Raw genomic sequence first — 13,239 nt, 5'->3', positions numbered from 1 at the left:
AAAGTCTGTACTGTCCGGCATTGAGGTGGCTTTCTGTTGGTTGAAAGCCTCTGAGCTATCAGTCTTGGCGGCTGGTGATTTCCAGCAGGTGGTAGCCAAACTGGGTTTTCACCGGGCCGTGCACCTTGTGCAGCTCTTCAGAAAAAACGACCTTGTCGAATTCAGGCACCATCATGCCTTTACTGAATTCACCCAGGTCACCGCCGGAGCGACCGGAAGGGCACTGGGAAAATTGCTCGGCGACCTTACTGAAATCTGCACCATTTTCGATCTGCTCTTTCAGTTCTTGGCACTTGCCTTCACTCTCGACCAGGATGTGGCGGGCTGTTGCTTTGGGCATCAATAGTCTCCATTGGTTTGATAAACCGCAGCAGCTTAATAGCTGGAGGCTGCGCTTGCCACTGGCAATTATCGCGAACGAGCAGGAATTTCTGCCGCTCCCTCAGGATTGGCGCTAAAACGACTCGGCGGCTATCTGCGGAGCCTGTTGCCAATGTTATCTTTAGTGAGCAAACCCACCAGCGAGAAAACACCTTGCAACAGATCCCTCTTTTCCCCTTGAGCGTCCCTCTATATCCAGGGGTTGCCCTGCCGCTGCGTATTTTTGAGCAGCGCTATTTACATCTGGTGAGTGAGTCACTGAAAACAGATAGCGGCTTTGGCGCTGTGCTGATTCGCTCGGGTGGTGAGGTGGGCAGCGCTTCGGTGTGGCCTCTTGGTGTCTATGTGCATATTGTCGACTGGAGTCAGGGGGAGGGGGGGCTGCTGCATGTTCAGGTGGTCGGGCGGCGGCGTTTCCGTATCAGTCACACCGAGCGGGCCGAGGATGGCCTTTTACTCGGTGATGTGGAGTGGTTACCGGACAATGCGCCCAGGCCGATACCGGCCGATTGCGACGGTCTGTTGACCGTGCTGGAAGAATTAAAAGAGCGCGCCAAAAATCTCTCTCTCAAATTCGACAGTGTCGATTCTGCCGATGCCCTGTCCTGGCAGCTGGCCCAGCTGTTGCCTCTGGAGGACAAGGCGCGGGTGGACTTATTGGCTCTGGAAGACCCGCTGGCACGCCTGGCCAACATCGCCGAGAGCCTGGATCGTTGGACTAAGGAGTGAATCCGGGAGTTACACCGGGTATTCAGCCCCTATTTATGCCGTTTAAACCCTTTGTCACTGGGGTATACTGCGCGGCCGACCGGATTTCGCACGGAGAGCCAAGTGACTACAACCACTACCACTGATCTGCAATCCACCCGCGACAAACTCGAACAGATGGGCCGCGCTGCACGCGCCGCCTCGCGTTTGATGGCGCGCGCCGATACCGAAGGCAAGAATCGCGCCCTCAGGGCAATTGCGGCACAACTGGAGGCCCAGCGTATTCAATTGGCCGAGGCCAACGCCACGGATATGCAGGCGGGTCGTGAACGCGGCCTGGATGCGGCCCTGCTCGATCGGCTGGAGCTCAATGAAGCGCGTATCGACGGGATGATCGAAGGGTTGATACAGGTAGCGGATTTGCCCGATCCGGTGGGGGAAATTGAGGATTTATGTTACCGCCCCAGTGGTATCCAGGTGGGCAAGATGCGCGTACCCCTCGGCGTGGTGGGTATTATTTACGAGTCCCGCCCCAATGTGACCATAGATGCGGCGAGCCTCTGTTTGAAATCCGGCAACGCGACTATTTTGCGTGGCGGCAGCGAAGCACTGCACTCCAATCAGGCTATCGCTGCCTGCATCAGTGCGGGGCTGCGCGAGGCGGGGTTGCCGCAAACGGCAGTGCAGGTGGTAGACACCAGCGATCGCGCCGCGGTGGGTGCCCTGATCACTATGCCCGATTATGTGGATGTGGTCGTGCCCCGAGGTGGTACCGGTCTGATCGAGCGGGTCAGTCGCGAGGCCACGGTACCGGTAATTAAGCACTTACACGGTGTCTGCCATGTGTTTATCGACGACCTAGCCGATGAGCAGAAGGGTTTTGAGATTGCCCTAAACGCCAAGACCCACCGCTACGGTGTGTGCAATGCCATGGAGAGTTTACTGGTGGCCGAGGGTATCGCCGAGGGTATCCTGCCGCGCCTGGCCGAGGCCTATATGCTCAAAGGGGTGGAGCTGCGCGGTTGCGAGCGCACCAGAGAGATACTGCCTCAGATCAATGCAGCCGGCGACAGCGATTGGAGCGAGGAGTACCTGGCCCCAATCCTGGCGATTCGTGTGGTGGCAAATATGGACGAAGCCATGGATCATATCGCCCGTTACGGCTCCGGCCACACCGAGGCGATTGTGACCCAGGATTACAGCCGCAGCCGGCGTTTTCTTGCAGAGGTGGATGCCAGTTCGGTGATCGTCAATGCTTCCACCCGCTTTGCGGATGGATTTGAATACGGTCTGGGGGCGGAAATTGGTATCAGTACTGATAAAATCCACGCTCGTGGCCCGGTGGGGCTTGAGGGACTCACCTCGCAGAAGTGGATTGTACTGGGGGACGGGCATATTCGCCGTTAGTTTCCCCCGACTCCGGTAGCCAGGTAAGAGGTGATTTTGGCAACTAAGCGGCAGACCATCGCCCTGTTTGGCGGTACTTTCGACCCGGTGCATTTCGGCCACCTGCGCATGGCGCTGGAGCTGCGCCAGGCCCTGGGCTTCGATGAAATGCGCCTGTTACCGAGCCACCAGCCGCGCCATCGCCAGAGTCCGGGAGTCTCCTCGCAGCAGCGTAGCGAGATGCTGGCACTGGCCTTAGCGGGCTGTAGCGAGCTGCAACTGGACGAGCGCGAGTTACACCGCGGCGGTGATACCTTTACGGTGGATACCCTAGAGGAATTGCGAGCAGAACTGGGTCCGCAAGTCTCCATCAGTTTTTGTATGGGGTTGGATTCCCTGCTGAACCTGCACCTTTGGCACCGCTGGCAGCGGCTATTGGAACTGGCGCACCTAGTGGTGGTGACACGGCCGGGTTGGCATTTGCCCGGCGAAGAGAAACAGGGTGAGCAGGGCGAACATCACCCGTTAGCAGAGCTACTGAAGTACCACCGCGCCGAGGTGGCGGATCTGCACGACAGACCCCACGGCTGCCTGGTAGTGCGCGAGCAAACCCTGTTGCCAATTTCCGCTACACAAATTCGCCAGCTGCTTGGCAGCGGCCAGTCGCCGCGTTTTCTACTGCCGGCAACTGTGCTGCAATATATTGAAGACCATCAACTTTACATAGAATCGGTCGCCACAGGCGGCCAGTAATGAATCAAGGTGTTATGACAAATATTAAAGATATCGCGCTGAATGCTCTGGAAGATCTGAAAGGCAAGGACATTGTCGCCCTGGATGTATCCGGATTATCCGATGTAATGGACAACCTGCTGATTTGCACCGGTACCTCCAGCCGTCAGGTGAAGTCACTGGCGGATAATGTCGTAGAGGAAATCAAAAAAGAGGGCGTGCGCCCGATTGGTGTCGAAGGTAAAGAGCTGGGCGAGTGGGTACTGGTGGACTACGGCGACCTGGTGGTACATGTAATGCTGGCCGACGTGCGCGGTTTCTACGACCTGGAAAAACTTTGGTCTATGACGCCGAATACCCGCAGCGAGGCGGATGGTAGCGACCCGCACCAGGGCTGAGTAACGTGAAGATTCGCATTCTCGCGGCCGGGGGCAAAATGCCAGGCTGGGTACAGGAGGGGTATGCCGAATACGCCAAGCGCCTGCCCCGTGAAATTGCACTGGAAATGGTTGAGATCCCTCTGGGCCAGCGCAGCCAGAAAAGCTCCGCGGCGCTGATTGACAAGGCGCGCAAGAAAGAGGGGGAGGCCATGCTCGCTGCCATCGGTCCTCGCGATCATGTGGTTGCGCTGGATGTAAAAGGCAAGCCCTGGAGCACGGAGCAACTTTCCGGGCAGTTGCGCGACTGGCAGCTTTTGGGGGAAAACGTCAGCCTGCTGATCGGGGGGCCCGACGGCCTCTCCCTGGAGTGCCTGGATAAGGCGCGCCAGCGCTGGTCGCTCTCCCCTCTGACTTTGCCGCACCCTCTGGTGCGCGTGGTTTTGGCCGAGCAGATTTACCGTGCCTGGACCCTGCTTGCCGGCCACCCCTATCACAAGTGAGATATTTGCGACCAAGTGTGGAGAGATTTGCCAAATGGGATTCTCTCTCCGCGCCCTCGCTGTGGTAATGTAGTCCGATTAGACTTTTCCCGCGCCAGTCAAAATCGTTCAAAAAACGCCAATGCCTCACGATCATCATTTCAAGGATCCACACACGGAACAGCGATTGTTTCGCAACCGTATGTTGGTGGCCATTATTGGCGTGATTGTATTGCTGGGCGTTTTGGTCGCGCGGTTTTACAACCTGCAGGTAGTGAATTACGACGACTACCGCACTCAATCCGATGACAACCGTATCCAGGTGCGTCCGGTTGCGCCAACCCGCGGGTTAATTTACGACCGCAGCGGAATATTACTGGCGGATAACCGCGCCAGTTACAATCTTTCTATTGTGCGCGAGCGGGTGAAAGACCTGGGCGCGACCCTCGAGTTAATCGGCCACTTGGTTCGCTTGGACGACAGCGATGTGGCCAAGTTTCGCAAGCGTTTGAAGCGCCGCCGCCCGTTTGAGCCTGTGCCTCTGAGGTTTCGTCTGAGTGAAGAGGAAATCGCACGCATCAGCGTCAACCAGTTCCGTATGCCGGGGGTTTCTGTGGAAGCCGAGCTGGTGCGTTACTATGCCCTGGGAGACCTTTTTGCGCACAGTGTGGGCTATGTGGGGCGTATTAGCGATCGAGACCTGAGTAATTTCACCAAAGAGGATGTGCGCCTGTATCGCGGTACCCGCAGTATCGGCAAGGTCGGACTGGAGCGCTCCTATGAAAAGACTTTGCTCGGTGAAGTGGGCTATGAAAATGTGGAGATCAATGCGCGCGGGCGTGTTCTGCGCGTGCTGGAGCGCCAGGACCCCAAACCAGGTGTGGATCTAAGCCTGCATCTGGATACCCACCTGCAACAGGTGGCCTCCGATGCCCTGGGGGATCGACGCGGTGCGGTTGTTGCCATCGATGTAAATACCGGCGGTGTCCTAGCCTTTGTCAGCAAGCCCTCCTTCGACCCCAACCTGTTTGTGACCGGCATCAGTTTTGCCGATTACCGTGCCCTCAGTGATTCCCTCGATGTGCCGCTGTTTAACCGCGCCGTGCAGGGCCAGTACCCACCCGGATCCACCCTGAAGCCATTGATGGGGCTCGGTGGGCTCGAGGCGGGGTTGATTTCCCGTGAGACCAAAATCAAGGACCCCGGTTTTTATAAGCTGCCCAATGACCCGCGTATTTATCGCGACCATATCCGCTGGGGACACGGCAATAAAGTCGATTTAATCCAGGCCTTGGCGCAGAGTTGCGACGTTTATTTCTGGGATATGGCGCATCGCTGGGACATCGATGGTATGCACGATATGGCCAGCCACTTTGGCCTGGGTTCGAAAACCGGTATCGACCTGCCGATGGAGCGCGCGGGCCTGTTTCCCTCGCGGGACTGGAAACGCGGTGCGCGGGGTATGCCCTGGTTCCCTGGGGACAGTTTAAATGCCGTACTGGGGCAGGGCTTTGTATTGGCGACACCACTGCAACTGGCGGTGATGACGGCCACGATCGCCAACCGGGGTACACATTACCGTCCGCAAATGGTGAAAAGCGTTAACGGCGTGGTCCAGCCGCCGGAGGTTTTACATAACCTGGAGGCGCATCCGAATAATTGGGATCTGGTCTTTGAGGGCATGGAAGCGGTGGTGAATCGCATTGACGGCACAGGTAAACGCGCCGGTGAGGGACTCAATTTCCGAGTGGCCGGTAAATCCGGCACAGCCCAGGTGGTGGGTATCGCCCAGGGGGCCCGTTACGATTCTGAGGCTCTGCAGGAGCGCCACCGGGATCACGCCCTGTTTGTCGCCTTCGCACCGGTGGATAAACCCCGCATTGCCGTGGCTGTTCTGGTGGAGAACGGCGAGGGTGGTGGCAAAGTGGCGGCGCCTGTGGCGCGGGAGCTCTTTGCCGAGTGGGTGCCGCGCCCTGATACCCAGGTGGAGACGGCCCAGGAAACCGTATTGAGCGAGGGGGCGGATAATGGCTAGCCGCGACTTTTCCCACCGGCTGTCCGATGCCCACGGTAGTCTCAGAAAACCGGTAAGCTTGGCGCGCCGTCTGCACATCGATGTACCGCTGTTGGTCTTATTGCTGGTTTTGGCCTCCGTGGGGCTGGGGATGCTCTACAGCGCCTCGGGCGGTGATATGAGCTATGTGCGACGCCAGTCTATCTTTATGTGCCTGGCATTTTTGGGCATGTTAATTGTCGCGCAGGTTCCTCTGGATTTTTACCGGCGCTGGTCGCCCTGGGCCTATCTGGGGGGGTGTGCACTACTCGTGGGGGTGCTTCTATTTGGCACGGGTGCCAAGGGCGCCCAGCGCTGGTTGGAGATCGCGGGATTCCGTTTTCAGCCCTCAGAGGTAATGAAGCTTGGCGTGCCGATGGCGGTGGCGGCTTTTCTGCACCAGCGCGCCCAGCCCCCCTCTTTAGTGACGGTCATTGGCGCATTAGCCATTGTAGCCGTGCCGGCCGCGTTGATCGTGCGTCAACCGGATCTGGGCACCTCAATCCTGATCGCCGCCTCCGGTCTGTTCGCACTATATCTGGCCGGATTGAGCTGGAAAATGATCGGTGCGGCGGCCATGGGAGTGTTGGTTGCCGCCTGGCCGATTTGGCAGTGGGGTCTGAGGGACTATCAGCGCCAGCGCATCCTGACATTACTGAATCCCGACGATGATCGCTTTGGTGCCGGCTGGAATATTTTCAATTCCAAAGCCGCAATCGGCTCCGGGGGCACGTACGGGAAAGGGTACCTGCAGGGCACCCAATCACAGCTGGACTTTCTACCGGAGAGTCATACGGATTTTATTATTGCGGTACTGGCGGAGGAGTGGGGCATGCGCGGTGTTTTGTTGCTGCTGTTGCTCTATGTGCTGGTGATCGCACGGGGTATCTATATTAGCTTTATGGCACAACACCTGTTTGGAAGGTTATTGGCCGGGAGTATTACCCTCACTTTTTTTGTCTATGTGTTTGTAAACATTGGTATGGTTACGGGATTGTTGCCAGTGGTGGGGGTACCCTTGCCAGTGATCAGCTACGGTGGTACCTCACTGATTACCTTGATGGCGGGATTCGGTATTCTCATGGCCGTAGGGACAGAGCGGCGCAGAGTGCATTTCTAATGGGCCTGCAGCTAAATAAAAACTGGATGTAGAGACACGAGATGAAGACAGGAGCGGTGGTTTTGAAGTGGACCTCGGGACTATTGATTGGGATGGGGTTGGCCCTGGCGGCCTGTGCGCAGGAGCCCGGTCACGGCGATAATACAGATGCGCAAAAGTTCGTAGAGTACATGGTGCAAGAGCATCAGTTTGACCGCAAAGATATGCAGGAACTCATGCGCAATGCCAAGCGCAAAGACTCGATCCTCAAGGCGATCAAGCGCCCTGCGGAAAAAGCTAAGCCCTGGTATGAATATAGAAAGCTGTTCCTGACACCACAGAGCATTGCCGGCGGTGTGGACTTCTGGGATAAAAATGCCGAAGCCCTGGCGGAGGCTGAGAAAAAATACGGTGTACCCGCTGAGGTTATCGTCGCCATTATCGGAATTGAAACCCGCTACGGGGGCAATATGGGAGGCTACCGGGTACTCGATGCGCTCTCCACCCTAGCCTTTAACTATCCGCGTCGCTCTAAGTTCTTTACCAAGGAGCTGGAAAACTACTTGCTCTTGACCCGCGACCAGGGGATGGACCCTCTCGCCCTGAAAGGCTCCTATGCCGGAGCCATGGGCTACGGCCAGTTTATGCCGTCCAGCTACCGCGCTTACGCTATAGATTTCAGTGATGATGGCAAGGTGGATATCTGGAACAATACCACCGATGCGATCGGTAGTGTGGCCAATTATTTGGCTAAGCATGGCTGGAAGCCCGGTGAACCGGTGACCGTACTGGCGAGCCCGCGCCCCAATGCGGATATGACCATCGTCAACGATACCTTGCAGCCGGAGTGGACCGTCGGCGAGCTGGCGGAGAAGGGATTCAATGCTACCAGCCAGGTGGCGCCCGAAATGCCTGCTATTGTTTTCTCCCTACAGACTGCGCAGGGCAAGCAATACTGGCTTGGACTCAACAATTTTTCCACCATCACTACCTACAACCGCAGCCGCCTCTACGCTATGGCGGTGAACGAGCTCGCTCAGGAAGTGGTCAAGGCACGCGGCGGCAAAAGCTGAGTAATGCGCGAGTAATCCCCTGGGGAATTCGTCAGAACTGGGGAACTAATGACAGCACCTGTAATCGAAAATTTTCTGTTTCAATAAGCAGTTTTAGATAATAGCGGCTTGGAGACGGCAACCTGGAGTTGCCGCGCGCCGGGGGGATTATGTTTCAGCGCAATATACGGCGAGTAGTACTGCTCGCCGCTTTATTTTCGGTCGCCTGTGGCGGCCCTCAGACCAAGCCGGCTAAACAGGGGGAGCGGGACTTTGACCGCGTTAAGGACAGCGGTCCCACGGCGCCGGTAAATATGCTCGCTACGCCGGAACCGACACCGGTGCGAGAGCCGATTGGCCCGGCCGGTAATAAAACTCCTTATAAGGTGAGGGGGGTTACCTATCATGTGCGGAACGCGGTAAAAGGCTACAAGGAGCGCGGGAAGGCTTCCTGGTACGGCACCAAGTTCCATGGGCGGCGCACAGCCAATGGCGAAATATATAATATGTATGCCATGTCTGCAGCTCATAAAACCCTGCCTCTGCCCAGTTATGCCAAGGTAACCAACCTGGATAACGGGCGCAGTATTATTGTTCGTATCAATGATCGTGGCCCCTTTGTCCACGGGCGAATTATCGACCTGAGTTATACTGCCGCTCAAAAGCTGGGGTATGTCGACAAGGGCGTTGCGCGCGTTGAAGTGGAAGCACTCGATCCAAATTCCCTGCCACCGGTGACAGAAACCCTTCTGGCAGGTGATCTCACTGGCGGTCTGCCGCAGGATGCCAGCATCCGCTTGCCAGAGAATACTTTCCTACAGGTTGGCGCTTACAGCAATCCTGCGCAGGCCGAGAAAGTTCGGGCTCGCTTGGCTGCGGCAATTGACTATCCTGTTTCTGTTAGTCCGGTTGACCGCAGTGGCAAACAGTTTTACCGGGTGCGTATAGGTCCGATTTCCCAGCAGCGGGCTCTGGCCAATGCGCGGGAAACTGTACAGAAAAGCCAGCTTGGTGACCCCCAGGTAGTGTATGAATAACCCGCATTCGGGTGGTTGGACAGGGGGAATGTTAATACGGCGCGGAGCATGTCGCGGCCTCCCACAGGTCAGCGGAAAGCCCAGGTACAGATATGTCTAAAGTATTATTTACCTGTCGGACCTAAAAGTACTGGCCCCTGGGTTGTACAAGCAACGCATAATTTTTTTACCGGGTAGTGAGTGACTGCTCCCCGGTTTGATGGCCCACGGGATGGCCATTCACAAAATACTGCGCATTGGCGCGAATTTTCTTGTATTTTGTTTGTATTACTGGCGCGCGGTATTGGTGACAAGCCTTCGCCGTGAATTAATCTTTTAAAATAAGTAATGGGTTAACAGCCAGCCAACGAACACGAGGATTAATGAGACTCTCACCTATGATCACACGGATTATTGCCTGCTCTTTTCTTTTACTTTGTGCGGGCCTGGCCCAGGCGCAATCACTTATTCCCGCTCCGCCGCAGCTGGCGGCCACCTCTTACCTGCTATTGGATGCCAATACCGGTCAGGTGCTGGTTGAGCATGAGGCTGATAAAGAGGTACCCCCGGCTAGCCTTACCAAAATGATGACCGCTTATATTGTCTCTGAGGAGATTCTCAAGGGCAGTATTAAAGAAGAAGACAAGGTGCGCATCTCTGAAAAAGCCTGGCGTAAGGGCGGTTCGAAGATGTTTGTCAAAGTCGGCGACCAAGTGCCGGTAATGGACCTTATGCGCGGCGTGATTATCCAGTCGGGTAACGATGCGAGTATTGCCCTGGCCGAACATGTCTCCGGCAGTGAGGAGGTCTTCGCTGAGGTGATGAATCAGCAGGCCGAGCTTCTGGGTATGGAGAACAGCAACTTCGTCAATGCCACCGGTTGGCCGGCGGAGGGGCACGTCACCACCGCCCGCGACCTGGGCATCCTGGCTCGCGCCCTGATTACCAATCACCCGGAACACTACGATATCTATTCAGAAAAGTACTTCAGCTATTCCGGTATCAACCAGCCCAACCGCAACCGCCTTTTGTGGCGCGATTCCGCTGTTGATGGAATTAAGACTGGCCACACTGAAGAGGCCGGCTACTGCTTGGTAGCTTCTGCGATGAAGCGCGGTATGCGTTTGGTTGCCATTGTGGTCGGCACCGACAGTGATGAGAAGCGCGCCTCCGAGACACAAAAACTTTTGGCTTACGGCTTCCGTTACTATCAGACGCACAAGGTGTATGGGCAGGGTGAAGTTCTACAGACCGAGCGCGTCTGGGGTGGCAAGGAACCCAGTGTCGGCATCGCAGTGGAAAAGGATATCTTTGTCACCATTCCCCGCGGTGGCGAAGAGGGCATTAAGGCCGACCTGATCGTGGACGGTGAACTTGAGGCCCCGGTTGAGAAAGGCCAGCCGGTGGGCAAGGTTGTAGTGACTCTCGATGGCGAAACAGTTGCCGATGTAAAGGCCGTTGCTGCCGAAGAGGTCGATCGAGCGGGCTTCTTCAAGCGTATGTGGGACTCTATCAAGCGTTTTGTTATGGGCTTTTTCAATTAAATTTGGCGAATGCTCGGTAGCCGGGGCAGCTGATAAGCTGCCCCGGCCAGTCCCCCAAATCCTCTGACTACTTCCCCCGCCATTCTCTGTCCACTGTCCTGTACTCGCTGTATAATCGCCGCCCGGCTGCACCTAAGCTTTTCTCAATGTCTAACAGCCGGGCCCGGAGAGTGGTATGAGTCAAGATCCCAATCAGAAACCCCCGAAAATTGAGTTCCCCTGCGAAGACTATATGGTCAAAGTGGTGCGTGACGCCAATGAGGAGGCACACGAGTTTGTGCTGGACGTTATGCGCCGTCATGCCCCCGGTCTGGATGAGGATCGTATCACCCTGCGTGACAGCAGCACGGGGAAATTTACTTCGATGACTTTTTTTATCCTCGCCACCGGGGAGGAGCAGCTCAAGGCACTTTTTGAGGAGCTGAAAGTTCACCCAGCGGTTCATATGGTGCTCTGATGACCATTGTCCGCAACCTCGCCCGGCGGGATTACGAGACCGTCTGGCACGCCATGTCTCGCTACACTGACCTTCGCGATGAAAATAGCGCCGATGAAATCTGGTGCGTCGAGCATCAACCTGTATTCACCCAAGGTCAGGCTGGCAAGGCCGAGCACCTGCTGAATACCGGTGATATCCCGGTCGTACAGGTGGACCGCGGTGGCCAGGTTACTTATCACGGCCCCGGTCAGTTGGTGGTTTACCCGCTGCTCGATTTGCGCCGTGGCAAAATCGGTGTGCGCAACCTGGTGACGGCGCTGGAAAATGCCACCGTGGCGATGTTGCAGGTTTTCGGTATAGCCGCGGCTCCCAGAGCGGATGCGCCGGGAGTGTACCTGACCGAGGGTCCGCAGAGTGGCAACAAGATTGCCTCAATTGGCTTGCGTGTTCGCCGCGGTTGCAGTTTTCACGGTATCGCCATCAATATCGATATGGATCTGGCGCCCTTCCTTCGAATCAACCCCTGCGGTTACGCCGGTATGCAAATGGTGCAGATGGTCGAACTGCTACCGCAGGTTCCCACCTGGAAGCAGGTGGCTGAGAATTTTGTACGCGAACTACTGCGTACCCTAGAGCTGTCCCCGGCGGAGTGGCAGCCATTAGAAGATACTTTATTGGCGCAACTGAGCGCGGAACAGCAGGAATTAAATAATGGCTGATAAACCCGATCTGGTGCCGGTAAAGCGCACCCGCCGTCTCCAGCAGGGAGAGAAATTACGCGATGGCGAAAAGGTAGAGCGCATTCCGGTCAAGGTGATTGCCAGCGATACGGTTCTGCGCAAGCCGGATTGGATCCGCGTTAAAGTACCAGCCTCCAAAGAAGTGGATCGCATTAAGAAAATTCTGCGCTCACAAAAGCTCTCCACGGTCTGTGAGGAAGCCAGTTGCCCGAATCTGGGGGAGTGCTTTAGCGGTGGCACTGCGACCTTTATGATCATGGGGGAAATCTGCACCCGTCGCTGCCCCTTCTGCGATGTGGGCCACGGTAAACCCAATCCTTTGGACCCAGAAGAGCCCAAGAACCTGGCCGAAGCTATTTCGGCTATGAGCTTGCGCTATGTGGTCATCACCTCGGTGGACCGCGATGACTTGCGCGATGGTGGTGCCCAGCACTTTGCCGACTGTATTCGCGAGGCGCGGCAGCTCTCCCCGAACTTACAAGTGGAAATTCTTACTCCGGATTTTCGTGGGCGTATGGAGACGGCACTGGAGATCCTGGAAGGGGAAGCTCCGGATGTGTTTAACCACAACCTAGAGACGGTACCACGTCTGTATCGAGAATCCCGTCCCGGTGCCAATTACAAATGGTCCCTGAAGCTGCTGCAGGAATACAAAAAACGTCGCCCGGATGTCATGACAAAATCCGGTCTGATGGTGGGCCTCGGTGAGGAAAAGGAAGAAATTTTCCAGGTGATGGACGATATGCGTGAGCACGACATCGATATGCTCACCATTGGTCAGTATCTGCAGCCTAGTAAGGAGCACCTGCCGGTACAGCGCTATGTACATCCGGATGAGTTTGAGGAGTACCGCCTCTATGCCGAGCAAATCGGATTTAAGCATGCCGCTTGTGGCCCATTAGTGCGCTCTTCTTACCATGCGGATAAGCAGGCCCATGGAGAAAAGGTGGGGTAACATTTAAAAAGAGGGGGGAAAGCTCCTCCCTTTTAGTCTTCCAGCTTAGTCAGCTTGTGCTTTTTATAAGGTCCCTGTTTATTGTTTTCCCTTCAGTCTTATTTTTCTTACCTATTCCTTATCTGTAATTTTGGTTTCAAAAATCTATACTTTGTGGAATTGCCTACTTAAATATCTATGCCTGACCGGTCAATGAAAATTATTTTTATTATTTTTGAATGATGCTTGAATTTAACTCTAAAGTGCATCACTTGAAGAGGTAGAAAAAAGACAGC

General features: G+C 55.8%; 14 protein-coding genes. 13 read left to right on the top strand and 1 reads right to left on the bottom strand.

The genetic code is table 11. The annotated features are described in order from the left end of the window. Nucleotides 1-58: 58 nt before the first annotated feature. Nucleotides 59-340 (bottom strand): peptidylprolyl isomerase, encoded by a 282-nt coding sequence (locus ACCI51_RS00280; RefSeq protein ID WP_299585443.1) that lies wholly within the window; start codon nucleotides 338-340, stop codon nucleotides 59-61. A 194-nt stretch (nucleotides 341-534) separates the two neighbouring features. Here ACCI51_RS00280 and ACCI51_RS00275 point away from each other — a divergent pair, with 194 nt between their 5' ends. The 13 genes from ACCI51_RS00275 (at nucleotide 535) to lipA (ending at nucleotide 12,964) form a co-directional block, all read left to right on the top strand. After that, complete coding sequence (locus tag ACCI51_RS00275) at nucleotides 535-1,110, top strand: LON peptidase substrate-binding domain-containing protein (protein ID WP_299585441.1); 576 nt, start codon at nucleotides 535-537, stop codon at nucleotides 1,108-1,110. Between the two features lie 102 nt (nucleotides 1,111-1,212). Next, nucleotides 1,213-2,496, top strand: coding sequence for a glutamate-5-semialdehyde dehydrogenase (locus ACCI51_RS00270; RefSeq protein WP_371842186.1), 1,284 nt, complete (start codon nucleotides 1,213-1,215; stop codon nucleotides 2,494-2,496). Between the two features lie 36 nt (nucleotides 2,497-2,532). Next, nucleotides 2,533-3,228: a nicotinate-nucleotide adenylyltransferase gene (nadD, locus tag ACCI51_RS00265; RefSeq protein ID WP_299585437.1), complete on the top strand. Its 696-nt coding sequence runs from the start codon at nucleotides 2,533-2,535 to the stop codon at nucleotides 3,226-3,228. Beyond that, a complete protein-coding gene (gene rsfS / locus ACCI51_RS00260; RefSeq protein WP_299585435.1) occupies nucleotides 3,228-3,605 on the top strand; it encodes a ribosome silencing factor in 378 nt (125 codons plus the stop codon). Before nadD ends, rsfS begins: the two co-directional genes overlap by 1 nt. A gap of 5 nt (nucleotides 3,606-3,610) precedes the next feature. After that, nucleotides 3,611-4,087 carry a 23S rRNA (pseudouridine(1915)-N(3))-methyltransferase RlmH gene (gene rlmH / locus ACCI51_RS00255; RefSeq protein ID WP_299585433.1) on the top strand — a complete coding sequence of 159 codons (477 nt, stop codon included), beginning with the start codon at nucleotides 3,611-3,613 and terminating at the stop codon, nucleotides 4,085-4,087. Nucleotides 4,088-4,208: 121 nt separating this feature from the next. Beyond that, nucleotides 4,209-6,101 (top strand): penicillin-binding protein 2, encoded by a 1,893-nt coding sequence (gene mrdA / locus ACCI51_RS00250; protein WP_371842185.1) that lies wholly within the window; start codon nucleotides 4,209-4,211, stop codon nucleotides 6,099-6,101. Further along, a complete protein-coding gene (gene rodA / locus ACCI51_RS00245) occupies nucleotides 6,094-7,239 on the top strand; it encodes a rod shape-determining protein RodA (protein ID WP_371842184.1) in 1,146 nt (381 codons plus the stop codon). The genes mrdA and rodA overlap by 8 nt, the downstream gene beginning before the upstream one ends. A 41-nt stretch (nucleotides 7,240-7,280) precedes the next feature. Next, nucleotides 7,281-8,291: a lytic murein transglycosylase B gene (mltB, locus tag ACCI51_RS00240; RefSeq protein WP_371842183.1), complete on the top strand. Its 1,011-nt coding sequence runs from the start codon at nucleotides 7,281-7,283 to the stop codon at nucleotides 8,289-8,291. Between the two features lie 149 nt (nucleotides 8,292-8,440). Then, nucleotides 8,441-9,307, top strand: a complete 867-nt coding sequence (locus ACCI51_RS00235) for a septal ring lytic transglycosylase RlpA family protein (protein WP_371842182.1) — start codon at nucleotides 8,441-8,443, stop codon at nucleotides 9,305-9,307. Nucleotides 9,308-9,684: 377 nt separating this feature from the next. After that, entirely contained in the window at nucleotides 9,685-10,830 is a 1,146-nt protein-coding gene (locus ACCI51_RS00230) for a D-alanyl-D-alanine carboxypeptidase family protein (RefSeq protein ID WP_299585423.1), read from the top strand. Between the two features lie 175 nt (nucleotides 10,831-11,005). Further along, on the top strand, nucleotides 11,006-11,287 hold the full coding sequence (locus tag ACCI51_RS00225) for an HP0495 family protein (protein ID WP_299585421.1): 282 nt from the start codon (nucleotides 11,006-11,008) through the stop codon (nucleotides 11,285-11,287). Beyond that, nucleotides 11,287-11,988: a lipoyl(octanoyl) transferase LipB gene (gene lipB / locus ACCI51_RS00220; RefSeq protein WP_299585419.1), complete on the top strand. Its 702-nt coding sequence runs from the start codon at nucleotides 11,287-11,289 to the stop codon at nucleotides 11,986-11,988. Before ACCI51_RS00225 ends, lipB begins: the two co-directional genes overlap by 1 nt. Next, on the top strand, nucleotides 11,981-12,964 hold the full coding sequence (gene lipA, locus ACCI51_RS00215) for a lipoyl synthase (protein ID WP_371842181.1): 984 nt from the start codon (nucleotides 11,981-11,983) through the stop codon (nucleotides 12,962-12,964). The genes lipB and lipA overlap by 8 nt, the downstream gene beginning before the upstream one ends. Nucleotides 12,965-13,239: the final 275 nt, after the last annotated feature.

The sequence above is a fragment of the Microbulbifer echini genome (assembly GCF_041447225.1).
Lineage (GTDB): Bacteria > Pseudomonadota > Gammaproteobacteria > Pseudomonadales > Cellvibrionaceae > Microbulbifer > Microbulbifer echini.
Note: the sequence above shows the minus strand (reverse complement) of the source record. Positions and strands in the feature narration are given on the sequence as shown.

What these genes read in the sequence shown, in the direction of transcription:
- ACCI51_RS00280 (WP_299585443.1), bottom strand. Translation starts at nt 340, where the DNA reads ATGCCCAAAGCAACAGCCCGCCACATCCTGGTCGAGAGTGAAGGCAAG.
- rsfS (WP_299585435.1), top strand. Translation starts at nt 3,228, where the DNA reads ATGAATCAAGGTGTTATGACAAATATTAAAGATATCGCGCTGAATGCT.
- mrdA (WP_371842185.1), top strand. Translation starts at nt 4,209, where the DNA reads ATGCCTCACGATCATCATTTCAAGGATCCACACACGGAACAGCGATTG.
- rodA (WP_371842184.1), top strand. Translation starts at nt 6,094, where the DNA reads ATGGCTAGCCGCGACTTTTCCCACCGGCTGTCCGATGCCCACGGTAGT.
- mltB (WP_371842183.1), top strand. Translation starts at nt 7,281, where the DNA reads ATGAAGACAGGAGCGGTGGTTTTGAAGTGGACCTCGGGACTATTGATT.
- ACCI51_RS00235 (WP_371842182.1), top strand. Translation starts at nt 8,441, where the DNA reads ATGTTTCAGCGCAATATACGGCGAGTAGTACTGCTCGCCGCTTTATTT.
- ACCI51_RS00230 (WP_299585423.1), top strand. Translation starts at nt 9,685, where the DNA reads ATGATCACACGGATTATTGCCTGCTCTTTTCTTTTACTTTGTGCGGGC.
- ACCI51_RS00225 (WP_299585421.1), top strand. Translation starts at nt 11,006, where the DNA reads ATGAGTCAAGATCCCAATCAGAAACCCCCGAAAATTGAGTTCCCCTGC.
- lipB (WP_299585419.1), top strand. Translation starts at nt 11,287, where the DNA reads ATGACCATTGTCCGCAACCTCGCCCGGCGGGATTACGAGACCGTCTGG.
- lipA (WP_371842181.1), top strand. Translation starts at nt 11,981, where the DNA reads ATGGCTGATAAACCCGATCTGGTGCCGGTAAAGCGCACCCGCCGTCTC.